The 25,274-nt window shown below is 54.3% G+C and carries 22 protein-coding genes; 13 read left to right on the top strand and 9 right to left on the bottom strand.

Features of this window, described 5'->3' with window-relative positions:
* Positions 1-45: 45 nt before the first annotated feature.
* Complete coding sequence (locus AC2FJW_RS07820) at positions 46-1,611, bottom strand: ABC transporter substrate-binding protein (RefSeq protein ID WP_142636091.1); 1,566 nt, start codon at positions 1,609-1,611, stop codon at positions 46-48.
* A 21-nt stretch (positions 1,612-1,632) separates the two neighbouring features.
* Positions 1,633-3,609, bottom strand: a complete 1,977-nt coding sequence (locus tag AC2FJW_RS07815; RefSeq protein ID WP_496749733.1) for a CocE/NonD family hydrolase — start codon at positions 3,607-3,609, stop codon at positions 1,633-1,635.
* 128 nt (positions 3,610-3,737) lie between these two features.
* Between AC2FJW_RS07815 and AC2FJW_RS07810 the strand changes: the two genes are divergently transcribed.
* Both AC2FJW_RS07810 and AC2FJW_RS07805 read left to right on the top strand, forming a co-directional pair.
* A complete protein-coding gene (locus AC2FJW_RS07810) occupies positions 3,738-4,499 on the top strand; it encodes a helix-turn-helix transcriptional regulator (RefSeq protein ID WP_281972993.1) in 762 nt (253 codons plus the stop codon).
* 151 nt (positions 4,500-4,650) lie between these two features.
* Entirely contained in the window at positions 4,651-4,800 is a 150-nt protein-coding gene (locus AC2FJW_RS07805; RefSeq protein ID WP_496749732.1) for a hypothetical protein, read from the top strand.
* 69 nt (positions 4,801-4,869) lie between these two features.
* Here AC2FJW_RS07805 and AC2FJW_RS07800 read toward each other — a convergent pair whose 3' ends face one another.
* Together AC2FJW_RS07800 and AC2FJW_RS07795 are read right to left on the bottom strand one after the other, a co-directional pair.
* Positions 4,870-6,696 carry a BCCT family transporter gene (locus AC2FJW_RS07800; RefSeq protein ID WP_496697191.1) on the bottom strand — a complete coding sequence of 609 codons (1,827 nt, stop codon included), beginning with the start codon at positions 6,694-6,696 and terminating at the stop codon, positions 4,870-4,872.
* A gap of 485 nt (positions 6,697-7,181) precedes the next feature.
* The gene (locus AC2FJW_RS07795; RefSeq protein WP_281995035.1) at positions 7,182-7,337 is read right to left on the bottom strand and encodes a hypothetical protein; all 156 of its coding nucleotides are present in this window, start codon (positions 7,335-7,337) and stop codon (positions 7,182-7,184) included.
* A gap of 87 nt (positions 7,338-7,424) precedes the next feature.
* Here AC2FJW_RS07795 and AC2FJW_RS07790 point away from each other — a divergent pair, with 87 nt between their 5' ends.
* The 4 genes from AC2FJW_RS07790 (at position 7,425) to AC2FJW_RS07775 (ending at position 11,092) form a co-directional block, all read left to right on the top strand.
* Positions 7,425-8,183 (top strand): IclR family transcriptional regulator, encoded by a 759-nt coding sequence (locus AC2FJW_RS07790; RefSeq protein ID WP_496749731.1) that lies wholly within the window; start codon positions 7,425-7,427, stop codon positions 8,181-8,183.
* Positions 8,184-8,264: 81 nt separating this feature from the next.
* Positions 8,265-9,665 (top strand): selenium-binding protein SBP56-related protein, encoded by a 1,401-nt coding sequence (locus AC2FJW_RS07785; RefSeq protein ID WP_281995033.1) that lies wholly within the window; start codon positions 8,265-8,267, stop codon positions 9,663-9,665.
* Positions 9,666-9,668: 3 nt separating this feature from the next.
* Entirely contained in the window at positions 9,669-10,337 is a 669-nt protein-coding gene (locus tag AC2FJW_RS07780) for a hypothetical protein (protein WP_496691393.1), read from the top strand.
* Between the two features lie 446 nt (positions 10,338-10,783).
* Positions 10,784-11,092, top strand: a complete 309-nt coding sequence (locus AC2FJW_RS07775) for a DDE-type integrase/transposase/recombinase (protein ID WP_496749730.1) — start codon at positions 10,784-10,786, stop codon at positions 11,090-11,092.
* Here the strand turns inward: AC2FJW_RS07775 and AC2FJW_RS07770 are convergent.
* The 3 genes from AC2FJW_RS07770 to AC2FJW_RS07760 all read right to left on the bottom strand — a co-directional run bounded on the left by AC2FJW_RS07770 (position 11,003) and on the right by AC2FJW_RS07760 (position 14,798).
* Positions 11,003-11,890, bottom strand: a complete 888-nt coding sequence (locus AC2FJW_RS07770; RefSeq protein WP_496749728.1) for a LysR family transcriptional regulator — start codon at positions 11,888-11,890, stop codon at positions 11,003-11,005. The genes AC2FJW_RS07775 and AC2FJW_RS07770 overlap by 90 nt on opposite strands.
* Before the next feature lie 462 nt (positions 11,891-12,352).
* Positions 12,353-13,420 carry a ParB/RepB/Spo0J family partition protein gene (locus AC2FJW_RS07765; RefSeq protein ID WP_496749727.1) on the bottom strand — a complete coding sequence of 356 codons (1,068 nt, stop codon included), beginning with the start codon at positions 13,418-13,420 and terminating at the stop codon, positions 12,353-12,355.
* A complete protein-coding gene (locus tag AC2FJW_RS07760; protein WP_496691397.1) occupies positions 13,413-14,798 on the bottom strand; it encodes an AAA family ATPase in 1,386 nt (461 codons plus the stop codon). Before AC2FJW_RS07760 ends, AC2FJW_RS07765 begins: the two co-directional genes overlap by 8 nt.
* A 581-nt stretch (positions 14,799-15,379) precedes the next feature.
* Between AC2FJW_RS07760 and AC2FJW_RS07755 the strand changes: the two genes are divergently transcribed.
* A complete protein-coding gene (locus AC2FJW_RS07755) occupies positions 15,380-16,639 on the top strand; it encodes a replication initiation protein (protein WP_496749725.1) in 1,260 nt (419 codons plus the stop codon).
* A gap of 38 nt (positions 16,640-16,677) precedes the next feature.
* On the opposite strand, the gene AC2FJW_RS07750 is transcribed toward AC2FJW_RS07755, so the two are convergent.
* On the bottom strand, positions 16,678-18,984 hold the full coding sequence (locus AC2FJW_RS07750) for a Tex family protein (protein ID WP_496749724.1): 2,307 nt from the start codon (positions 18,982-18,984) through the stop codon (positions 16,678-16,680).
* Between the two features lie 64 nt (positions 18,985-19,048).
* Positions 19,049-20,071 carry an Ldh family oxidoreductase gene (locus AC2FJW_RS07745; protein WP_496749723.1) on the bottom strand — a complete coding sequence of 341 codons (1,023 nt, stop codon included), beginning with the start codon at positions 20,069-20,071 and terminating at the stop codon, positions 19,049-19,051.
* Between the two features lie 372 nt (positions 20,072-20,443).
* On the opposite strand from AC2FJW_RS07745, the gene AC2FJW_RS07740 reads away from it, so the two are divergent.
* The 6 genes from AC2FJW_RS07740 (at position 20,444) to AC2FJW_RS07715 (ending at position 25,269) form a co-directional block, all read left to right on the top strand.
* A complete protein-coding gene (locus AC2FJW_RS07740) occupies positions 20,444-21,076 on the top strand; it encodes a helix-turn-helix transcriptional regulator (protein WP_496749722.1) in 633 nt (210 codons plus the stop codon).
* 210 nt (positions 21,077-21,286) lie between these two features.
* Positions 21,287-21,913 (top strand): hypothetical protein, encoded by a 627-nt coding sequence (locus tag AC2FJW_RS07735; protein WP_142640307.1) that lies wholly within the window; start codon positions 21,287-21,289, stop codon positions 21,911-21,913.
* Between the two features lie 73 nt (positions 21,914-21,986).
* Positions 21,987-22,586: a hypothetical protein gene (locus AC2FJW_RS07730; RefSeq protein ID WP_496749721.1), complete on the top strand. Its 600-nt coding sequence runs from the start codon at positions 21,987-21,989 to the stop codon at positions 22,584-22,586.
* Between the two features lie 23 nt (positions 22,587-22,609).
* Entirely contained in the window at positions 22,610-23,203 is a 594-nt protein-coding gene (locus AC2FJW_RS07725; protein ID WP_496749719.1) for a hypothetical protein, read from the top strand.
* Positions 23,204-23,239: 36 nt separating this feature from the next.
* Positions 23,240-24,547, top strand: a complete 1,308-nt coding sequence (locus tag AC2FJW_RS07720; protein ID WP_496749717.1) for a hypothetical protein — start codon at positions 23,240-23,242, stop codon at positions 24,545-24,547.
* A 41-nt stretch (positions 24,548-24,588) separates the two neighbouring features.
* Entirely contained in the window at positions 24,589-25,269 is a 681-nt protein-coding gene (locus AC2FJW_RS07715) for a hypothetical protein (protein ID WP_496749715.1), read from the top strand.
* The last annotated feature ends 5 nt before the right edge of the window (positions 25,270-25,274 follow it).

Here is a 25,274-nt window from a genome sequence, read left to right as displayed (position 1 = left end):
ACGGCGAGCGTTATGCACCCGCCGCACCTGGTCGACCTGGGGAGATCAGGTCGCCTTGCCAAAATAGCGAAGCAGGGACAGGCCATCTGGCCGCAGCGCTGGAATGACGCGTGCGCTGTGAATAACCGGTGTCGCCTCGTGAGTGATAAAGCGATAAGCACCGCTTTCTTCCATCAGATCCTGCGCACGCTGATACATTTCAGCTCGCTTTGCGATGTCCGTTTCAGCAGCCGCAGATTCATGGATTTCGTTAAATTCCGGGCTGTTAAACCGTTCCCAGTTCCATTTCCCGATCTGTTCTGGTGTGAACCACGACGTCGCATAATACGGATCAGGCGTCATCGAGAAACGGTTCAGAACAAGCTGTAGGTTCTCATTGTCACCAGACGCCCAGAATGCCCCGGATTCCAGAACGTTAACCTCAACCGTGATTCCGATCTGCGCCAGCGTCGCCTGAATAATCTGTGCAGTTGTTGTAAAGGTCGTCTTGTTCAACGTATCGAGGGTTAGCGTGACATTGGTTTCACCGGATTCCGCGAGCAACTGCGCGGCTTTCTCGAAGTTCGCCTCAGGTGGTACAAGCGAAGATGGCCGATGGCCAGCAAGGCCCGGTGCGATGATGCCGGTAGCCGGTTCAGCAGCTCCAAAATATGCTGCCTCCAGGATGCTCGGAACATCCACTGCGTGCTGAATTGCCTGCCGCAGTTTTTGATTTTGCAGCTTTGGATGCTCGACGTTCATTCCCATCCAGACATAGTAAAGCGAGGGTTTCTCAACCAGCGACCCACCATTGGGAACCCCGGCGCGATACCGCTCAACTGAGCCCAGCGACACGCGAGTTACGTCCAACTCGCCTGCCTCGAACGCAATCTCGGCCGTGTTTTCATCATCGATCGGATAGATCTCGACGGTATCCCAAGCGGGGGCATCCCCTTTCCAGTCAGGGTTGCGCTTTAGAACGGTCTTTTCTTTGGGCGACCAACTGTCTCGCAGATACGGGCCGGATTCCGCAACCGGATCAGCACCGATCCGGCCACCGGCGGCTTCGACCGCTGCCTTGGAGACGATGTTGCCAGTAATATACGGCAGGGCAATCGACCAGATCGGGGCAAACGGGCTGTTCAGAACGATTGTCCCTTCACGGTCTCCTGTCACTTCAACATGGCTGAATGGCCCTAGGTCGGGCTTATTCGGACTGTCGGTCGCGTCGTCCACGATCCGTTCCATGCTGAATTTGACGTCTTCAGCAGTCATCGCGCCAAATCCGTTAGTGAATCCAATATCGTCACGCAATGCGAACTTGATATGGGTCGGGTCAACCTGCTCGATCATAGTTGCCGCATCCATTTGCCAACCCCATTCCTCGCCCGGCTTGTATTGGATCAGCTTGTTGTAGATGGAGGCATGCACTTCTTCTTCAACGACACCAACGGAATGTGCTGGATCCATGTTCTGTGCATCACCATAAGCCCGCACCCGCAGAACACCGTCGTCTGCTGCAAACGCGCGGTTCGCCCACCCCATCGGAAGCGCTGTAGCGGCCCCTAGCGCAGTTGCACCTTTCAGAAACCTCCGGCGACCAACATTGGCCTTTGTCCATTCGATCTTCATAGTATCCTCCCTTAGATTAAGTCAGAGAAGTCCGCGTGGAACGGTTTCGGACCATTCCCTTGTTAGGACTTCGATTTCATTTGCGCCTTCAGCGGCGCGTAGTTTGCGGTAGAGATAGAAATTCTCGGTGTCACAGGTCATGCGGCACTCGGTCGTGATGGCGACCTGCCATTCTTCGCGCTCGAACGAAAAACTCCAAGCGGTCTCGAAATACGCGGTTGTCGGATCATCGGGGTGAATGCGGTAACGCATGCGTACGTCGCTACCAACAATCAGATCGTGGTAGGGATCGCGCGTTTTACCATAGTCATCAAACGTCTCCAGAACCACGCAACCGCTTTCGGTCACCGTGCGTTCTGATTGCGCTGAAGGTAAACGCAACTGCTCAGCTGCCAGAACCGGATACGCCTGCGCCGGGCCGGGTTCAGAGGCTTGAATTTCATGCGTAACTTCACGCACTGGCAGATGCAGAGCACAATCTAGCAAGTGTAAAGTTACCGTGGCCGATTGAGGTGCTGGCCAGACAATCGGCCAGTAAGACGTCGACAACGCCAGTCGCAAAACGTGGCCCTCGCGCAAATGGTGCGCACATTCGTTCAGCGTGATTTCAGCCTCGTAGAACTCACCTGGTTGCAGGACCTGCGGCGTCTCATGACTGTGGTAGTGACACAGGTTCAACGGACGATAGCTGATCCGCTGTGACACACCTTCGGGTGAAACATCACACAGCCGCGCGACAAGCTGGGCAACCGGCTGATCCACTGAAAACTGAAACTTTAGCTTTGCCCGACCCAGCAGCTCGAGCGGTGTTTGCAGCGGCGAGCTGTCAAAACAGACCGATAAGGCATCATCACCGGCCTGATCCCCTGCAAGTTCATTGTCGATACGCATGCCCGCACAGAAATATCCGCTGTCTTCACCAACATAGCAAGGCGATGCCACAGCGACCGCACCAACCACCGGGTCGCGCGAAAACCCACCAGGAACCAGATGCCAGACCCGTTCTGAGACATGAGGTGACGGCCATGCCGTCTCTGCAATCCAACGACCTTTCCGAGGACCGTTTTGCGCAGTCGGATTGAAGTGTTCCTGCATGTATGTCCGATAGGCAGGCAAGTCCTCGGCGCCGTTTTGTTGTCCCTTCAGCCAGCGGTCAAACCATCCGACGACTTCGGAATGGAAATCTGCGGGATCAAGCTTTGAGATGTGCGGATAGCGGTGTTCCCACGGCCCAATGATAGCTTTGGTTGGCGCCGTCAGGTTGGCTGCCAAAGCCGGAGGCGCATTGACGTAAGCATCTGCCCAGCCTGTAATCGCCAAGACAGGGGTTTGGATCGCGGTCCAATCCTCGCAAACTGAGCCGTGCTTCCAATATGGGTCGCGCGTCTGATGTCGCAGCCAATCTGCAGAAGAGAATGGGACGTTTTGCAGTCGGGCAAGCCAGTCCTGTCGCCAATCTGCTCGAAGCTCTGGATCAGCTGGGCGCGTCAGATAGGCAAACATCTGACTGCCCCAATTCATGTTGTCACTCAGCAGGCACCCACCCATGAAGTGGATGTCATCGGCATATCGATCCACAGTCGAAGCGACACTGACGATGGCTTTCAGTGCAGGTGGTTGCCTGAAGGCCAGCTGCAGACCATTAAACCCGCCCCAAGATATCCCAATCATCCCGACATTGCCGTCACACCAATCCTGCGCGGCAATCCAGGCTATGACTTCCTCACCATCATGTAGTTCCTGTTCCGAGTATTCGTCGTCGAATTGCCCTTCGCTGTCCCCGGTGCCAGCTATGTCGACCCGAATACAGGCATAGCCCGCCTTTGCAAAAACCGTGTGTGTTGTTTCGTCTCTGGGCGCGGTGCCGTCACGTTTGCGATATGGCAGATATTCCAGAATGGCCGGTGTGGGGCCTGTCTCGGGCAACCAGAGGCGCGCCGCAAGCCGTCGCCCATCGGCAAGTGTGATCCATGTGTTTTCGATTGTTTCGATTGGCATCTGAAGCTTGTCTGTTACGATCTGATGCTGAAGAAGAAACCGATTTGCAGATAAATCAAATTGTGCAATCTTATGCGAGTTGACGCAGTTTGCAGTGATATAGCGTCAAAACGCGAAAGGTTTTTCTTGTGTCCGAGTATTTTTCTGCCAACTTACGATCGTTGTGCGCAGAGCATGGAAACATTTCGCAGATTTGCCGCGAAATCGGCGTCAATAGACAGCAATTCAATCGCTATTTGAATGGCTCCAGCCTGCCCTCTGCCCATAACATGCGCCGCATTGCACGTCATTTCGACCTGACCGAAGCACAGCTTTTCGAGGAAACTGCAAGCTTCGAACGAATGCTAAGAGGCGTCCTGCCACAAGTTGGGAAAACGCCCACAGATGCGTTTTTGGAACCCTTCCGGGGGCAACAGAAGAACCTGAGGCGCTATATAGGTTTTTATCATTCCTATTTCTGCACGCCATCTTGGGAAGGAAAAATCTTCTGTTCATTGATCCGCATTCAGGAAGTTGAAGGGCTAATCACGATCCGGTCCCGTGAAATTGCCACGTCTCCAGACAAGAGCATGCATCAGATTTCGCGCTACGCTGGCTTTGTAACTATGCGCGGGAACAGGATATTCGTGACTGAACACGAGCTCGCGCGCGAAGGCAGCGTTTCCAATACAATCTTGTACTCGGCGCATCGCCAGCAACTGAAGTATTTGCGAGGGATGACCATGGGCGTTGCTTGGCGCCCATACCCCCATCCATACGCAGCCAAAACAATCTGGAAACGTCTGCACGAACGTGTAACTGCGCGCGAGGCGATCGCAGCTTGTGGCATTTACCCAATTCAAAGTAATAGGATTGATCCAACTGTCAGAAAGCACCTGACCGAGGTTTGAATCGCCGGATAGACATAAGCGAAAGCACCGTTCTTTAGGTGCCGACTCCAATTCCGATAGCAATTTTTCGTCCAAACTGTACGAGATCAATTCGTACCAGTTCTTCGAGACAGCACTGACAATGCCGCAAGTCTAGCTCGTGCAACGGGTAATGTTCATCTCTGATTGCTGCGAAGAGGCGGACTATGGCCCAGGCATCACCACCGATCTGGCATACCATGTGCGCGCAGTAGCATTTGTGCTGCTTCTGCAAACATGCTGCCTGTCTGACGTCTGGCGCGAAACACTGGTCAGAACTTAACCCACCGCTGCACGAAAACGCCGCCCCCGATCAAAGGGGCGGCGCAAGGTTCGTAACGCTATAGGTTGATTACTCGGCAGCCTGTGTGCTTGCGTCAGCATGCTTGTCACGCTGTCCGTCGCGGTAAAGCGCTTTGGTCAGCGAGACCATCATCAGGGCCATCACCATGGTAAATGGCAATGCACCGATGATCATCGCGTTGCGCAACGCATCCATCGGGTTGTTTTCCCCTGCAGCAAGGATCAGCGCGCCGATCACAGCCGTCAGGATCACCCCCCAGATGATGCGGTGCTTGATGCCGGTCTCCTGGCTGCCGCCGGACATGATGGTGTTCATCACCAGAATGCCCGAGTCAGCTGAGGTCACCAGGAAGGTCATGATCAGGATCACGCACATGACGTTCAGCATGGACAGCAGCCCTCCGTCGATCATGTAGGACAGGGTCACGAACAGCTTGTTTGTGTTCGAGGCACCAATGATCGCGCCTTCTGCGGCACCGGCCAATTCCAGATCAATCGCAGTACCACCCAGAACAGTCATCCAGGCAAAGCACACCAGCGCCGGTGCAAAGACACAGCCCAGAATGAACTCACGTACCGAACGACCTTTGGAGATGCGCGCAAGGAACAGACCCACGAACGGCGAGAACGCGATCCACCAGGCCCAGTAGAACGTGGTCCAACCGGCCTGCCAGCCGAATTGACGACCCTGCTCACCAGCGGCATATGCCGCGGCCAGCGTGGCCTCGTCCAGTTCAGCTGCTGCGCCTTCCAAGCCGCTCTTGAAGCCATCAAAGCTGCCCCAGGCGTTAGTTGCGCCACCCATCAGGGCATCCGCATGTGCCTGCGCTTCGGCGGGCAGAGCCGCCGCAAAGGCCTCGGCTGACAGCGGACCATAGGCACCGAAGCTCAGCGAGAGGAAGTTCAGAAGGTAGTCAACCAGCGCTGTACCATAAGTGGTCATGGCAAAGACGAAGGACCCGAAGATCACAAACGTGCCCAGCAGGATGATCGACAGGACAAGGTTCAGGTTCGACAGGTATTTAACACCCCGGCCAACACCCGAGACAGCCGAAATGATGGACAAGCCCATGATAACGACCAGACCTGCAATCAGACCAACTTTGCTTGGCGTCGGAACATCTCCGCCAAAGTCCATGATCCATTCCATGCCGGTGATGGCATAGAGACCGTCGATGAACTGGCTGACGCCAAAACCGATAGTCACGGACACACCCAGGATCGTTGCAACAACGCCCAGAACGTCGACCACATGGCCAAGGAAACCGTTCATCAAACGACCGAACAGCGGTGTCAGAGCCGCGCGAATGGTCAGAGGCATGTCACGGGTATAGGCGTAATAGGCCAGCGACAGGCCGGTCACCACATAGATTGCCCAGGCGTGGAAGCCATAGTGCAGGAACGTGTACCGATAGGCCGACTGAACGGATTCGGGATCGTTGCCAGCAACTGCACCGGAGACGACCTCGGGGTTTGATCCCCACAGGCCCAGCGGTTCAGCGGTCGCAAAGACCATCAGGCCGACACCCAGACCGGCGCCAAACATCATCGAGAACCACGAGAAGTTCGAGAACTCGGGCTTTTCGCCAGGTGTTCCCATGACCCGCTTCCCTGTCGACGGCAGGATCGCCACAATCACCAGGAAGATGGCAAACAGGCCAACAATGACAACGTAGAAGCTGTTGAAAATTTCCAACAGCTTGCCATTCCAGCTACCGAGGGTGCTGTTGGCATTGGCCGGGAAGACAAGCGCCCACAGTACAAGGGCAACCATGATGCCCTTGCTGATCAGCGCGATCGGTACGCTGTAATTCTCATAGAAACCGGCATCCGCCGTTTCTATCTCTAGATCCGTAAATGGTTCAGGTAATGACATAAGGTTCCTCCCAGTTGTCACTTTTTCATTATTTTTCCGCACAGGTTAGTTGGCTTTGTACCATGAACCCGACGGGCCTTTGGTTCGAACACACGTGCCGATCTTCTCATGCAGCGTGGCGGTTAGCGCTACGTCTCCGGTAGCGGCACATTCAAGGATTACCGACGGTTCACATCTGGTAGGCGAGCATTGCTCGCCGACTGAAACGACGCGATCAGGTTCAGAAGTGGTCACGTCTGGCTCCAAATTCGGCAATTCCGATTCAGAGCAGAATGCAGCTAGAGGGCGATATCAGTCAAACTCAATTAGCTTTAATTAACTTCAGTAAAGATGAAGTCGGTAACTTTCCTTGCCAGAATTCAACAACCGCACGGATCTACTTAGGTGCATGCATAGGGTCGACACTAATGATCTGAACCGCGCCAACAAGTCGTAACCTTTGTATAGCGTTGGGCCTATCCCGCCCTATCCGACGCGAAACCGGTTCAGTCAATTTCGGCCTCGGCCGGGTTGGTAATAGCTACAGTCCCCGTCGCATAGATCTCTATCAGGGCTTCGCCAGCCTGTGATCCATCTAGCTCCACCTCAATGATCTCAAGGAATTTTTCGGTCTCAATCGCAGCCACCGCCATTGTCCGCATATAGATTTCCCAAAGATTATACTTGCGTTTGGACGAAAGATTCCCATCATTCGATATACAGTCTCGTATTGTGAGAATTTCATTAATATGCACCTAGAACGTCTGATCCAGATACTTGAAATCATCGCAGTCGTCGGACGCCCTGTTTCGGTGGCAGAGGTTCAACGTGCAACCGATCTGCCCAAGCCCACATGTTACCGGCTCATTCAGTCACTTGTTGAACAAAATCTCCTCGACGAACCCTCTGATGACGGAAAATACATCATTGGCGAGCGGATGATCAGGATTGCCTTGCTCGGAAAGTCCGATGCCGATGTCCGGCGCTGTGCAGCCCCCCTCATGCGCCTCGCAGCGACAAATTTTAATGAAACGGTTTTTCTTGCGCGCTTTCGCGACAACAAAGTTGAAATCATCCACGTAGAAACACCCGATGATCCCGCTCGTGCCTTCATTCATCCGGGCTTGGGCGTACGTCCCATGCATGCCTGCTCGTGCTCGAAAGCCATTGCCGCCTTTGCGGAACCGGAATTTCGCGAAAGCATCATGTCAGGGAGCCTGAAGGCGTATACTGAACACACCAAGACGAACGAAGATGAGCTGCGCCGCGAATTCGAGATAATTAGCGAACGCGGCTTTGCCGATTGTGATCAGGAAATCGACATCGGAATTGCCAGCGTTGCGGCACCGGTATCGATCGGCAACATCGGAGCTACGTTCAGTATTGGTGCGGTTGGCCCCATTCGCCGGTTCCGCACCGAATACCGAATCGAGATCGGCGAGAAATTGAAAGGTTTGTCCAAGAAGGTCAGTGGCGCAATCCAGCTGTGCAACGTGACGGATACATAACGAAACGAACAACTAGCGGCCCTTTTGGCCAAAAGGATGACACTGAGAATAGGAAAAATTCAACAAACCGGAGGAAACCAAATGAACCTGAGACCAGATCCAACGTTTCACGCCTCGCCTAAGCTTGCAATGCAGGCACCGGTGGAAAACTACGCCTTCACTGTAATGCTCAGCCCGGACGGATCGCAATCTGATGGCATCGCGGTCATTGACCTCAAACCGGACTCAGACACCTATGGCCAGATCGTACATCAGGTCATTGTCCCCAACAAAGGCGACGAATTTCACCATTTCGGCTGGAACGCCTGTTCGTCATCTCTGTCTCCTCTGACCGGACACGCCTTTCTGGAACGACGTTATCTGATCGTACCTGGAATCCGATCCTCACGTATTTACATCATCGACGTGAAAGACCCGTTGAAGGCCAAGATCCACAAGACGATCGAACCCGAAGAACTATTTGCAAAAACCGGTTATTCGCGCCCGCACACCATCCACTGCGGTCCCGAAGGGATCTATGTTTCCTGCCTTGGAGGTGGCGGCGAAGACGGCACAGACGGACCTCCGGGCATCTTCATTATGGATTGCGAGACGTTCGAAATTATCGGGCAATACGAGATGGATCGCGGCAAGCAGGACAAGCACTATGATTTCTGGTGGAACCTGCCGCAGGACTACATGGTTAGTTCCGAATGGGGTTTGCCGCCGCAGTTTGAAAACGGCGTGGTGCCCGAGGACCTGTTGTCGAACAAGTATGGCCATTCGATCCACTTCTGGGACTTGCGCGCGCGTAAGAATATCCAGACGATGGATTTTGGCGACAATTACCAGATGGCACTGGAAATTCGCCCTGCGCATGACCCGACAAAATCTTATGGTTTCTGTGGTGTCGTGGTGGACACCACCAACCTGCAAGGCGCAATTTTCACATGGTGGCGCGGTGACGACGGCAAATGGCAGTCCAAGAAAACGATCACCATCGACCCGCGCCCCGAAAAGCCCGAGAACCTGCCGCCACTGTTGCAAGGGTTCGAGGCCGTGCCGCCGCTGGTCACCGATATCGACCTGAGCCTAGACGACAAATACCTCTATGTTGCGTGCTGGGGGCTGGGCGAGATGCATCAATACGATGTCAGCGACCCGATGAACCCGAAGCTGACCGGAAAAGTCGAGCTGGGCGGCATCGCCCGCGGCACCAAGCACTCCAACGGCAAGGATTTTGCCTATGGCCCGCAAATGGTAGAAATCAGCCGCGACGGCAAGCGCGTCTACTGGACCAACTCGCTTTATTCCACCTGGGACAACCAGTTCTATCCCGACGACGAAGGCGGACAAATGGTGATGGCCGATGTGGGCGAAAACGGGGGGCTGACGCTGAACAATGACTTTTATGTCGACTTCCCCAAAGGTCTGCGCAGTCACCAAATTCGCCTGGAAGGCGGTGACTGTTCGACCGACAGCTTCTGCTATCCGTCCGTCTAAGAAATGGGCGACATAACAACAATGACAGCCCTTTGGTGGGCTGTCATTTTTTCTGGACTCTACCACGGTATCAACCCCGGCATGGGTTGGCCGCTGGCCGTTTCGGCGGCGTTGATGGAGCGAAAGCACAGCGCCCTGCCAAAAGCGCTGGCAATGTTGGCCACGGGGCATTTCCTCGCGATGATTGGCATCTTGTTGCCATTCTCACTGATGATGTTCCTTGTTCAGTGGGAAGTTCAAATCCGCGTGGTCGCCGGGCTTTTGGTTATCGCCATGGGCCTCTATCTGCTGATCAACCGAAGACATCCGAAAATTCTGGCGCGCGTGCACCCTGCCCGGTTGGCGCTCTGGTCATTCCTCGCTGCGATGGCGCATGGGGCTGGTTTGATGCTGGTGCCGATTTTTCTGGGCATCTGTGCGATTGGAGCGAACGAAACCGGTCATGCCGCAGCACAAACACTTATGAGCAGCAACGTGACGACTGCGTTTCTTGTTGCAGCAGTACACACGTTGTCGATGACAATTGCTGGCGGCACCATCGCAGTTGTGATCTACCTTTGGCTGGGGCTCAGGTTCCTCTCAAAGACATGGTTCAATCTTGATGTCGTTTGGGCACTCAGCCTCATCGCCGTCGGGGCATTCGGACTCTATGCAGCACTTTTTGGCCATTGAAATCGGTTACCCGACCAAATGGCACCTATCCACGGGCTGGCAGAAACCCTCAATCCCGGCAGTTAATCTTTCAACGCATCTAGTAGCACCTGAAGCACCGGGTTGCCGATTTAGTCGGGTGGAATTTCTCCTGCAGGCTCTGCCGCAAACTTTTCAACTTGATTGCCTGGAATAACCCCGACCGGCATGATGCGTGAGTCAATCTGCAAAGCGGACGCTCAACACGCTCTCGTTCAATGAATGCCATTTTCCAAAGCACATCGTTGTTCACGCAATCTACTTTTACTCACCATATTCAGCGTCTTAACGCGATCTGGAGCAGATATTGGCAGAGCGGGGCGTTGCGGTTGATCATGTGACAATCAGCAGATTGGGTGGTGAAATTCTCGCCCCAGGTCAAGATTGAGACGCACAAATGCAAGCGCCCTAGTGCAGTTTCATGGCACATGGACGAAACCTATCTCAAAGTGCGCGGCCATTGGATGTATCGGTATCGGGCTGTTGATCGCGACGGCGAAACCCTTGATTTTATGCCGTCTGAAAGTCGCGATACCGCGGCGGCCAAACAATTCTTCGCGGAGGCATTGGCCAACAATGGCATTCCGTTGCAGATCGTGGTCGACAAAACCGTCCCTCTCGCTGCAAAATCTGTTTTCATCCCAAGATCAAACATCTTCTTTAAACTGCTTACGCAACCAGTCTACAAAGATCTCGACCTCTGGTCGTACAGCTTTTTTGGAAACAGGTTGCATTAGGAAATGTGCATCCGGGTGTGGCAGCGGTTTACCGGCAAATCGAACGCCCGAGGCGAGCCCATTTTCGGCATTGACCAGTCGCGAGAACACTAGGGCATAGCCACCGCCACTCGCGACAAGTTGCAGCGCCGAAATGGTTGTGTCTACCAAGTATTGCGGGGCGTCTTGCGGCTTGGTGCAATCATATGCGCTCAAGTATCTTTCCCAATGGCCTTCATGGCCCAATATGTGAACAAATGGACCAGACAGCAGATTCTGCACTTGCTTTGCACTGTTCTTCCGGCCTTTGGCGCATATCGGGACGATCGTTTCATCAGAGAGTTTCTCGGAGAGTGCGTCGGTCCAGTTGCCACGACCCAAACGCAGCTCTACGTCGATCTCTTCTAAATTGGTGGTCTCGGTCCAGATATTTGTCACAAGGCGAAGATTTATCGTCGGGTGGTCTTTCTTGAACGACGGAAGACGGGGCGCAAGCCAAAGTGAAGCGGTCGATATCGGCGCCTTGATCGTAACTGTCTTCGTCGCCATCGACCCGAAAAGGTTTGCCGAGGCCATATCGATATCAGCAAGCGCCTGCCGGACAGTTGAGCAATAAGCCTGACCAAGCTCTGTGAGAGACAGGTGTCTTGCGCGCCTCACAAATAACTTGTGCTGCAACTGCTGTTCCAACGATCGGATGTGCAGGCTGACGGCAGCCTGCGTCAGCCCCAATTCGACGCTTGCACTGGTAAAATTCAGATGTCGGGCCGCGGCTTCAAAGCTACGCAGCCAGGTTAGACTTATCTGGTTCGACGGCATTTACCACCAAGAAAAATTTGCGATAGCTCGGTTTATTTATCATTTTTCTTTTATCAGCAAGTTCCCAAATAAGGTCTGGTTTTGTTCTTTCACTCGACCAGGAAATGCGGACATGACTGAAAACAAACATAAATCAGCAGGTAATTGGCCCATCAATCTACTTTAGGAACCGACAGTTCTATCTGCGGTTTCGCAGATGAAACCGGTGATCAGCCGTGACCAAAGCGGGTTCGAGAGCTGCTGTTCTTGGCGTTGCAATGTAACCGTTTAACTTAGCGACATCAGCATTTACCCAAATTCCTCTAGCGAGCACCTCCAAAGGATCTTGAATTCATAATGATCATTTTTTCCACATTTTGATCATTACCTTGACGGTAGTAGAATTCACCTCTGCTAACCAATCCAGTCAGCTCTTTGATTTGTTTGGCGACGAGACCGACCTATCCCGGTCTCGTCAAAGGACTAACCCAGATGGTTGCCAATCTGGTCGATCAGTTTTTGAGCCTCATCAACTGAAATTTCCCGCCCGCGTATCCTGAGGCGGAGTTCCCCAGATGTCACCTCCGCCTGAATTGTGCCGCCTGTGGGAATGATAACCGGTGTCAAGCGTTGCACCTGCTGCGGGCGCCCGCCGCGCGATTTAGCTTTTTTCGCGTCCGGCACGCCCTTGATCGCAGTTTCAAGCAGACCCCATTCGGATTTGGAATCCAACGGGCCGGCGCCAGCCAATGCCTGACGCAATCTGGTTTGTGCCCCGTCCCGCAATGCCGAAGCAAGCTTGAGCCCGGCCTTTTCTGATAACGACACGGGATGCTGCAGCAAATCCCCCAACGCTTCATGCACCATAGCAAAGCTACGGACCTTGGACCGTTTGGCTTTGGACGCTGCAGCAAAAAGCACATCGACAGCGGCCTCGGTTGAAGCAAAAACCCCCTGCCCTGCCGCCAGAACCGCGACGCGCCCGCGTTCATAAGGGCTGAGGTTCGAGCGCAGCTCATTCTCTTCCACCATCGAGACGTAAGCGCCCTGCCCCGTTCCAGCCTCACGGACAAATGCAGGAATCTCGGTGAACCGAGCATCACTTTGGGACAGCCGCTTGAAGGCCTCCAGACGCCGATAGCCCGAGATCAGACCAAAACTGTCACCGACCCGGCTCACCTCGATTGGCGTTCTCAAGCCGTGAACGCGCAACGATTCCAACAGTTCCGCCATGGCTTCTTCGTCTTCAACCATCCGGTCACGGCGGATAAAATCCGGATCAATCTGATCCACCGATATTTTTTCCGCAATCAAACCGGCGGTTTGTGCATCGCGCCATCGAGCTGCATCACCTTGGTCCTGGGCCAAAGCGACCCTGTCTGTCACGGACGCCATGCCACCCAAAGTGGCGGCCTCCGCCGCAACCTGAGCTATCGGAGGTGCGGACGAGCTTGCTTCAAACGGGCTGATCGACGGTTTCGCGGCGAAACCCGCTTCAAGCTGTTCGAGCTCTGTTGTATCCGGTGCGGTCAGTCTTCTGCGTTTAGCCATCTGCCTCTCCTCCCATCTGAGCGTCGCGCCACCAGCAACCGATCAGGACTTCTTTGAATTCTGCGTAAGTCCGGTCAAACGTCTCCCGACCCCGAACATATGTGTCCCGGTTAAAATCGCGGTAGTCGGCTTCGTAGATCCCATTCACCTGCTCACCCGCCTGCCCGACCAAAGCGGTATAGTCTTGCCGGTAGGCATTCATGAAATCCCCGAAATAGGCCTGAATTACATTTGCCATATCGGTCTGCTGACTTGCGTCAAACCGGGTGATGATTGCGCGGACAACATCCCATTCGAACTTGAGCTCGGGCAAGCCAGCTGCACGCTGTGCCGTGTTTTCACCATCCTCGATACTGGCGAAGGTCGTATAGAGCATGTCAAAGAACCGACCCGTTGAATCAAACTCCAAAAACGAAGCTCCAAGCGGAACCAGAAGGATATCTGCAGCAGCCAGTGCATTGATCGTAAGGTACCCAAGTGCAGGAGGCGTATCGAGAAAGACGATGTCATAATCGTTGAGGATCCCTTCATCCTCGAGGAAATTGGTCAGGCCATCCCACAAAGGCCAACTTCTCAGCCCCATCCTCCACACTGGGATCTGGAACTCGGCCCAGTAAAGGTTCAACTGCGCACCTATCAGATCAATATTTGGCCAATGGGTGTTCTGAATTACATCGCCAGGGGTCGTTTTAAGCGCCTCTTGCAAGGTCTCATCCAATGGAATTTCAGGTTGACCTGCCGCATTGCGCACGCGGTTTTCCTCCTGCACCGCCCGAGCATAGTCCTTCGCGATCAAGGGGAACACAGTTTGCCATTCATCTGCGACGGACCCGCCAAGGATCGACGTCATGGATCCTTGGCTGTCGAGGTCGATTACCAGAACTTTGTACCCGTCCAAGGCGGCGGACATAGCCAGATGGGCCGCGGTCGAGGTTTTTCCAACGCCGCCTTTGAAATTTGCAACGGAAACAACCTTAGCCGGAAGCCCTTCAGGCCGGTAGGGAAGATACTCCTTCGTGCTGACGCCTTCAGCCGCAAAATGCTGGCGCAAGGTCAGGACCTCTTCCAAAGTGAACCATTTTGAACCGGCTTCTCCTTCGCCTTGAGGAAGATCAGGATGTGCTTTGAGGACACGGCGGAGATGCGCAGGTGCAACCGGAATTAGGTACTTAGTTATTTCCCAAATTGAAAACCTACGCAGCCGCTTTTCCCCATCAGGAGCATAACCTCGGCGAGCAAGATCCTCACGGCCTTTGGCGCAGAATGCCGCTGCTTTTGCGAATCGAGAGGTTCCTATAGGATCAGGTAACTTCCCGGCCGCTGTTGCGGGATCAAGATTCAGATATGGCGGTAGCGGAGGTTGGTTTGATTTGTTCACTGTCGTTGCCTCAGAAGATGTTCGCCTTAGCGGCGTATATTTAGGAATGTAGCGAACATTATCTTCTAAAGCTATCCTGCGATCGGAAGTTTTCCACAGTTTTTGCGCGCAAGGCTGGGTTTCGCCACGAAACTCTAGAAAAATGAGAGAGCACGCCAACAAAGAGTTTATTATTTATAGAGTCTTTAAGAGATTTAGATTAAGAATATGATAATTATAACAACAAGTTAGATCACCTTAGGGACCCATTTACAGTTCCTAGGGTATCCGATTCCGGGATCAAAGGTGCCCAGATACGGGACCAAGGGAACCATTCGACAGGAACAAGGGCACCGATTCGCAGGGACGTGGATCTTCGACGCTATTAGACACTTACAAAGCCGTTTCTAGTACGTTCGATCCTGTCTGAGTCGTTCTTATGACGGGCTCGCGATGATGGGTCTGGGGATAAGTTTCGGTATATCTGTTTAGGGTACCCGTATTCGGGATGAGCCAGATCCTGTATTTGGGCACCTAATAGAAGTTGATTGATAGGTACCTTTCATGGCAGAAATGCAAAAAAAGAGCAGTCAGGCAGAATCATGCCGGAAACACAAATAGACATGGATCACCTTTCCGGAGCCTTGCGAAGGGAAACGGTGAAAAAGAACGTCGCCGCGATTCACATCAGCGGTAAGTTGACATTGCTTCAGCGAAAGCTGTCGAATGTCCTGCTTCTCAATGCCTATGATGCGCTGACATCTGCACAGACTCATACCATCGATGCACGAACTCTGGCGATGATGGTCGGCTATAACTCGAACGATTTTGATACCTTGCGTGCAAGCCTGCGCGCCCTGGCCGAGACTGTCGCTGAATGGGACATGTTGGATGAGCAGGGGCGTCAGGAATGGGGTGTTTCCTCTCTGCTGAGTTTTGCCAAGCTCAAGAATGGTGTTTGTGAATATGCCTACTCACCGGCGCTGGCGCAGAAGCTGTATGATCCCAAAATCTATGCGCTGATCAACGTTCAGATTCAGCGCAACTTTAGTTCTGGGCACGGATTGGCACTGTATGAAAACTGCTATCGCTTTGTGCGCATCGGGTCGACAGGTTGGTGGGCCTTGGACGTTTTTCGAAAGCTCATGGGTGTAGATGGCAGCGACTATTATACCAGCTTTAAACATCTCAACGCTAAGATCATCAAGCCGGCGGTTGCCGAGGTGAACAAAAGCTCGGACATTCTGATCGAACCCGAGTTCCAAAAGAAAGGCCGGACGGTCACTGATATTCGCTTTCGGATTAAGGGAAACCCGCAAAAGGCGATGTTCGAAATTGATGACAGCGACGGTGCTCGGAATATGCAGGTGTACACGAAGCTACGTGATCAAGGGGTCTCGGACCGTTTGGCCCGACAGTGGATTTCCGAACATGGTGAAGACTACGTCGCGCAGAAACTTGATTACGTAAGGCAAAAGGGCGGAGTGAAATCCACATTGGGCTATCTGTCGGCCGCATTGCGCGATGACTATCAGCCACCTGAACCGGAACAGCCAGCGAAGCCCAGCCCCGAAGCACTGGTAGAAGCGCAGGCGAGGCAGGCCCAAGTGGCGGTTGAAGACAAAGCCTATGCCGAACGGGTAGCCGAGCGGGAGGAGCGGGCGCGGAAACTCTCGATCGTAGAAGAGCTGGTTTCGCGGCGAAACCCGACACAGAGGGACGCAGATAAAAGACTGTTTCTTGCCGGTCTAGACAACGACCTGGACCGCGAGCATTTCCGAGCGCATGCGTGGCGCTCGGGGCTGAATGCAACCGCAATCTTCGAATTCTGGCAAGAGCTAGAGCCAGACGCTTTCGACTGATCGCGGTAAGGGCAGGGGGGTGCACACCCTGTAGCAGATTATTGTTTTTTGAACGCAGATTTCAGTGCATCTGCAAGCGCCCCCTGCTGCGCATTATTGCCGTTTTTTGCGCGTTGTGATTCTTTTTGTTTTGTATGGCTTTGCCGCGTTTGGTCGCTGCTTTGAACGCGCTTTTGCCGGGTTTCAATGCCACCATCCTTGCGCATCGTCAGACCGATGCGTTTTCGCGGCGCATCCACCTCGACGACCCGTACCTTAACTACCTGGCCGGTTTTGACGACATCATGGGGATCTTTGACAAACCGATCTGCCAGTTGGCTGATATGCACCAACCCGTCCTGATGAACACCGATATCAACAAAAGCGCCGAATGCCGCGACATTGGTAACTGTGCCCTCCAGGGTCATTCCAGGTTTCAAATCGCTGATCTCTTCCACGCCATCAGTGAACGAGGCAGTTTTGAAATGTGGCCGGGGATCACGACCGGGTTTTTCAAGCTCGGAGAATATGTCCTGAACCGTGGGCAAGCCAAAACTGTCGTTGACAAACTGTTCGGCGCGCAGGCCTTTCAGGGCGCCTTCATTCCCCAGGATTTGCCGAATATCCCGCCCACATGCGGCGACAACGCGTCGGGCCACGGAATAAGCCTCGGGGTGCACGGAAGACGCATCAAGGGGCTCGGCCCCATCGCGTATTCTCAAAAAGCCTGCGCATTGTTCGAACGCGCGGGGACCAAGGCGCGCCACCTTCAGCAACTCTGAACGAGATTGAAAGGCACCATTCATGTCGCGGTGCAACACGATGGATTCTGCCAGCCCCGGGCCCAACCCGGACACATGCGACAGCAATGGGGCAGAAGCAGTATTCAGATCAACGCCAACGGCGTTCACAACGTCTTCAATGACAGATGCCAATGATTGCGAAAGCTTATATTGATCCACATCGTGCTGATATTGCCCGACCCCGATGGATTTGGGTTCGATCTTGACCAGTTCCGCCAAGGGGTCCTGTAAACGACGGGCGATTGAAACTGCGCCCCTAAGGGAAACATCCAGGTCCGGGAACTCTCGGGCGGCCAGTTCGGATGCGGAATAGACCGATGCTCCGGCTTCCGAGACCACGACTTTGGTGGGAGGAGTGACGGTTTTGGGCAAATCTAAGAGCGTGTCGCCGACCAGCTTTTCGGTTTCGCGGCTGGCTGTTCCGTTGCCGATTGCAACAAGCTCAATGCCGTGCTGGGCGATCAGGCGCAGGATTGTGGCCTGCGCGCCTCGAAGGTCATTCTTGGGTTGGAACGGGTAAATTGTTTCAGTTGCAACCACTTTACCAGTTGCATCGACAACCGCTGCTTTGACACCTGTTCGTATTCCAGGGTCCAGCCCCAAGGTTGGGCGGGCGCCAGCTGGCGCAGAGAAAAGTAAGTCTTTAAGATTGCGAGAGAAAACAGAAATCGCCTCGTCCTGGGCACGGCTGCGGAGGTCGGCCATCAGGTCAACCATCATCGTCAGCGAGAGCTTTACTCTCCAGGTCCAACCGGCCACCTTGCGTAACCAAGTATCGGCAGTTGAATCCGTGCGGGTTAGCAGATGTGATGCGACGATCGCTTCCGCCCGAGCAGCGCCGGTCTCGGGGTCCGGCGCGATGTCCAATGTCACGATGCCCTCTTTTGACGCGCGAAGCATCGCCAAAGCCCGATGAGACGGCGTTTTGGCCCACAGCTCGGAATGGTCGAAATAGTCACTGAATTTCGCGCCATCCTGTTGTTTGCCATCAATCACCTTCGAGGTCAGCAGCGCCTCGCGCTGCATGAAGCTGCGCAGTTCGCCTAACAGGGTGGCGTTTTCGGTTAGTCGTTCCGTGACAATGTCACGGGCACCGTTCAGGGCATCCTTGCCGGTCGGAACGGCCTCGGACAGGTAGGATTGGGCAAGAGTATCGGGATCGACAGACCGGTCTGCAAGAATTGCGTCAGCCAGAGGTTCCAACCCGTTCTCGCGTGCGATCATTGCCTTGGTGCGCCGCTTGGGTTTGTAGGGCAGGTAGATGTCTTCCAGCTGTGCTTTGGTGTCAGCCAGCGCAATGGATTTTGCAAGTTCGTCTGTCAGCTTGCCTTGATCCTTGATCGAATTCAGGATGGTTGCGCGACGGGCGTCCAATTCGCGCAGATAGGTCAGGCGTTCTGACAGGGTGCGCAGTTGGGTATCGTCCAAACCACCTGTCGCTTCTTTGCGGTAGCGCGCAACAAAGGGCACAGTCGCGCCTTCGTCCAACAATTTTACTGCGGCCCCTACCTGATCGGGTCGGGCGTTGATCTCGGTGGCGATGGTGCGGGCGATGCGGTCCAATGGGGCCTCCTGACAGTCGTTCGGAGAGACTTCTTAGCCAGCTGCTTTGCTGAGGGGAAGGGGGCTAAATCTGTTGGGCCAACTCTTGCAGATCGTCATAGAGGGTTTTGGCAATCTCAACATATCCGCGTTCCGTGTTACGGGCCCGGGCGGCAAACCGGCGTTGGGATGGCAGGCGCGCGCCCTGATCGGTGATGTCAGCGAACAGGCGTTCTGCCCTTGCATCGTTCGGGTCTATGCGGCCACCGCTGAAATGCCCCGGATCGAAGGCCAGAAGGATTTCACCATGATAGGGCGCGCCGCCTGAGTTGCCGGCAAACTCCATGCTTTCCAGGCTGGTCAGGTCGTCGATCAGCGGACCGGCCAAGAGTTCGATCATGATGGACAGGGCCGAACCCTTGTAGCTGCCGAAGGTCAGCATCGCACCCTCCATCGCAGCCTGCGGATCGTTGGTTGGGTTGCCGTCCTTATCGATTGCTACGCCATCGGGCAGGGGCTTGCCTGCGCGGCGATAGAGTTCGATTTCGCCACGGGCAAAGGCGCTTGTTGCGAAGTCAAAGGTGAAGGGATCCTTGCCTCGTCGCGGCCAGCTGAAGGCCAGCGGGTTGGTGCCCAACGAACCGCGGGTGCCGCCGGCAGGGGCAACCCAGGAATGGCTTGGTACCATCGCCATCGCTGCAAGGCCGACAGCAGATAGCCGCTCCACTTCGGGCCAGAGGGCAGAGAAATGAAAACAGCGATTGATGGCCATGGCTGCAATACCATGGGTTCGGGTTTTCTCGATCAGAATTGGCAGTGCCTCATGAAATGCCAGCAGGGACATACCCCCGCGAGCATCGACCCGAACGATGGCGTTATCTGATTGGGTAATGGTTGGCGCGACATTTCCGTCAATCTTGCCTGCCTTCATGGTGTCATTGCACATGAACAGTCGGAACAGGCCGTGCGACTGGCAATCATCAATCTGACAGGTGACCAGCATATCCGCGATGGCCGCTGCATGGTCCGGCCCGTATCCGGATCCGGACAGGATGTTCAGGCTTAGGTTTCGTATTTCATCCAGTGTCAGCTTGACCGCTTCGCTCATCTGCCATGTCTCCCATTGCGTTGGCAGAAGAAGGCATAGCTTGGTCTGGCTGGCAAGGAGAACCCTTGGCAATTTGCCATTCATTTATGGTTAATGCCGTATTGGATTGGTCTAATAATGCAATATGTGAATAAGTTAACAGAAGTTCCCAGACCTTTTGTACTCAATCGAAAGTTGTGGTGGCGGCACAGCGACTCAAGTTGATTTTTCAGATCAGCAGAGGTCGCACCCTGCGTGGCGCCCTACAAAATTTTCAGAAGTTTTTTTTGGATGGGGAATTTTATGCATAGTCCTTATGATCGTGACCGAGTGATCTGCTTGGAGTTTACACCGCGCCTTTTGTCCGAATTTCGCAGCATAGTTGAAAGGTCTATGGGATACCGCGTGTCGAACGATGCAGAAAGCACAGGCATATCTTACCATGAAAAAGCAATCTTTGTACGTCAGTGCCTGAAGCGTTTTGTGCCGGCCAATGCCCCAAAACCTGCCGGGTCACATAAGCGCCAGCACAGTTTTGCACTGATCAACCTGGGTTTGTCGACGGCGCGTGCCGAAGTATATTCGCAAGGATACAGCGACTATATTGCCTATCCATTTGTCACCAGCGAAATCCAGCACAGATTCAGTGCGGCGCGAGCATTGATGAAACAGAATGTCTCTGCCGATTACTTTTCAAAAGATACGTTGGTCAATGCTGCTTGTAATTTCCTTTCTACCGAGCCCGAATTTGCAGGCGGCATTGACGCCTTGGCACAAGTGGTCGGGTCAAACCGGAACACCTTGTCCAAGCGGTTCAAGGAAGAGTTCGGCGTTGGCCCCATGGCTTGGTTTCGGCGCTACAGGTTGAACTATGCAGCGGCCCTGGTTCTTGAGGGGCAGCACAGCATTCAGGACATCGCCTTCAGGGTTGGCTACGAGGATGCGAATAACTTTTCGACCGCGTTCAAACGGGAATTCGACGTCTCGCCGTCGGAGTATCGGCGCTATCGCAATTCGATGAACTAAGCATCACCCAAAACACGTCCTGGATGAGCATGCTCCTGCGCGCGCGAGGCTGGCCAAAATGTGCACCGGTTACCGCGGGCAGGGGTCTAACAGTGCAAAGATCAAAGGAAATGATGATTCCTGCAAAGATCGAATTACAGAGTTCTCAGCTAGCATTGATTCACGATTTCGTCGTTCTCGACAAGAACCGCTAATGGAAGGAATCTGAAATTGGTTACCGAAAATATTCAACTCAGATTGGTCAATCACTCGGATGATGCCAATAATTCATCGATCGTTATTTTCCAGCAAAACGTGGCCGAAGATTTCGGCGAACTCGCTATCGCGTGGAAAGTCATCAAAAACCTGGGGCGTCTGGATTATCACCCCTTCAAATACCCGCTGAAGTTTCAGGTTTCGGCCTCGGACAGCTATGGGAACTATACGCCGCAGATGACGGCCTATGACGGTCAGGCCTACGAAATGGTCAAAGACACCAGCGGGGATATCTTGCGCCTGGCCAAGACCCCGGCAACGTCGCCGAATGAGGTCGAGCTGCGCAACAACCTGACCATGGGATCGATCAACGCGAATATCTATCGCGAAGGTAAACTTCTGGCCGCCAAGACCAACCTTGCGCCGGGGCAGAAGGGCGTCTTTCAGTTCCACCCGACCATCTATATCGGCGTGGTGTCGCAGATCGAAGAGGGCCAGGTCATGGACTCGGCGATCATCAGTCAGATCAACACCGAGATCAATCTGTTCGGCATCCAAAGCGCTGATATCGTGATGTCGGGCGGCGGGCCTGGCAAAAACTCTACCCCCTTCGATTTCCAGCTGGCAAACATCAATGCGTAAACGTGCCCTGCGGCGGATTACTCGCCGCAGGATGCACCCCGCTTGACGGAGCTATGGAAGAAGGAGGTGTGTCATGACCAAAACTGCCGACACAACAATCGCCCTAAAACGCAAACGGTCTGAGGGCGACGAAGACAGCGATCAGAAGGCTGCCGCTGATACCCCGACGCCGGTAAAGCCCGCGAATCCCAAAAAGCCGGATTCGAAACCCAAGGATGACGCGGACAAGAAAGACAGTTTGAAGCCCATCAAACAGGTTTGGCAATCTGGCGATTTCCATAAGACCGGGCGCAACAAGCCCCCCTATAACGGGCTTCAGATTTCGGTCCAGTACAAGGTGGACGATGCCGGGAAATTTGAGGACGTAACCGTCACCTTCACTGACTACACATATTCTAAGGACGGGGTTTCATCCAAAATTCAGGCTCTTGCGGTCAGTGATGGCTGGGTTGAAGTTCCCAAACCCGCCAAACCCAAGCCCAGCAGCGACCCCAAGACGCCACCGTCCACGGGCGATAAGGGGAAAACAGATTTCACAGTGATCGGCCACGTCAAAATCAGTGGCGAGCCGGATGGAAAGTTCTTGAGGTTGCGTCTGAAATCCGGCCTGGAGCCGGGGTTTCAACAGCTCGGTTTTATCATGAGGCTGTCGCCGCCGCCGTCGAGTTCATAACACAGATTCGTCAGGGTGGCGCGATGACAACCCAACTCGTATTTGAGAACCGATCATTAAACCCCAATGTGCGCAGGGTTGGCCTGTTCTGGGACTGTTTGGATCACGACCAGCACATCAGGCCGTTAACCTGGCAGGTTGTTCTGCAATGCCCGTATCGCTGGTACCGAAGCTTTCAGATTGACCTGACCCTGTCGGTCAGGTTCGTCACCCGCGAGGGCAATATCTCGCCCGATGTTCTGGTGGATCGCAAAGTTGTCTGTGGCGAGGCAACGATCGAACCCCGGCGCAAAGGCGACGGGATTGACCTGACCATCACGGTTCCAAAAGGGCATCGGTTGCACAAGGTGCAGGTCGTGCGCTGTGGCTATCCCCTGACCGAAGCCCGCCTGCCTTTACAGGGAAAATGTGTCGTCAGGGCTCCGGACCGGCTGAACTTTGCGGCCGATATGACAACGCGGCAGGGTTTTCGGATCGACCGCCGGGAAATAGGTCCGGGTGTGGCCAGTTTTGATCTTCACCATGTCCAGGCGATGCGCGTCGCCATGTATGGCGGCACGCCGGGTCCGAAGTCCGATCCAATCAATTTTGTTGGTTACGACATTGAATATTCATGACGCCCCAAGCGGGCGAAACTTTGGAGGAGTGAATTGATGGCTTACAGACGTACATCCGGAATTCTGACCGACGGCGGTGCTGATCCCAAGCTTGAGGCGGACTATATTGTTGCCGCCGCCATCCTAGGTCATTCGATCGAACAGATCCGCGCCAATGTCGATGTGCAGTTTTCGATGGAACCCTCTGATGAGATGCCGAGACCCGACAAATGGTCCCGCGAATGGGATCAGCTTCAGCAAGCCGCCCAGAAAATCGGGCAGCTGGCTGCTTTGGAAATCGACATGCAGGGTCATTCGGTTAGGGCAGGGACGGCCGTCGATCATAAAGCCGGCGCTGTGATCGTTGGGGTTTATGGTTTGGCCGGGCATGAGCCTCCGACCGAGGGCGATATCCGCCACCCCGAACACCACCTCAGTGACAAGGGGCAGGTGCTATATGATGAGATCAAGCAAAGGGATCGCGACCCCGCTTATCAGTATATCGGGCTGGGGGCCTATACCGGGTTTGTCGATAACGGAAATGTCGAAGGCGACACCGATCCGGTCGGTCCGATGCCAAGCGCGCGGTTCCATATCCCTGATCTGGATGCGGGCGATCATGACGACAATATTTTCGAGGGATGGTACCCTCGGTGGTTGCCGCCCGAGGATTCTGCCCTGTGGAACCCGCGCGTTCGTCGCGATACCCATGACCATGACTGCGTTGGTTGGGGCATCATTGGCGGCGATCTGGCGCAGGATGCTCCGAAGGAAGAGGAACCCGATCACGGGGCGACAAACCGGTCGGACCAGATCACCAATATTATGCGCTTTGATCAGGGTATGAATTTCGTCGATGAAAGCGGGGACGAAGGCGTTAAGGGCTATACCCACGGTATGATCCAGGCGATCTACAAGGCCTATCATCTGGGCCCGCATTGCACGCCTTATGAAATTACGGTTGGTGATTGTACCACCAAGCTGGCCTCGTGTTTTGGCTGTACGATGTTCATGACCGCCAATGGCTATCCGCCCACGTCGACCCATCTGGGGCGCGCCGAAAGCTGGGTGCCACTTTACGAGCCGTACAAGCCGTCGACCTCACCCAAAACCGAGCGGATCGTGATCAACGACCTGAACGCCAGCTTTGCCGCCTATTGCGACAAGGTTCTGCGTACTGGGATGCGCGCGCTGAGCGTCGACAATATCGCGGATGCCTATGACCACTGCCCGGCTGCGCTGGAGCATGTTCTGGGCGGGCAGTATTCTGCGGATAACCGGGTTGCGGTCTCTCTGTTTCTGGATGCCCTGACTGTTCATGACCGCGAACTGAGCCGCGTCCGTCGCGTATTGGGTTTGGACTAAGTCACCGACAGCCCGAATTAACATATCGGAGGAGAAGACATATGGCCTTTCAGGTTTATGCACTCGTACATACCCGCTCTGGTCGGTTTCTGATGTTTCGTCGACCTATCCTGACCTTTTTCCAGCGTGGAAATGGGGGGCAGATTTTCCCTGAAGGTCAGAAATTACAGGGTGGTGGGCGCTATGCTTTGCCATACGCACAGGTTGATCCTGAAATCGCGATTGAGCTTTGGGAGGATGATAATTTCATTGCCGAAGCCGGCCAGCAAATTCTGATTGATTGTTGCGGTGCGCTGATCGAGTTTCTTCCCCCAGAAGCGGCAGACAAGGGGCCCGTGTCAATCGAGGGCGAGCATGAGATATTGCTCGCCCCGGCGACCGAAGTCGTGACCCGTTTCGACGAAGATGGCACGCGATCCGCGGTTTATTTCGCCGAAGTGTCCGACGCGGATCTGGACCGCATTCGCGACTATATGGTTGAGGTGTTGGCCGAGGCTCGCGCGGCGATGTTGGCCGTGATTCAGGACAACCTGTATGAATACACCGAGATCGAGGCATTCTTTCCGCACGTGCCCTTTGACAATATCCATACCGGTGTTGATGTCTGGCAACTCGACATCGAGCGTCTGGAAATCAGTGGCCTGAAATCCAGCAAGCTGACCAAGGGTTCACTGCAGGCGATCAGCGAGCTTGAGGTCGTGTTGGCGGTGGAAGACGCTTAACGGGC

This window comes from Ruegeria sp. CDSA020 (assembly GCF_059612345.1).
Note: the sequence above shows the minus strand (reverse complement) of the source record. Positions and strands in the feature narration are given on the sequence as shown.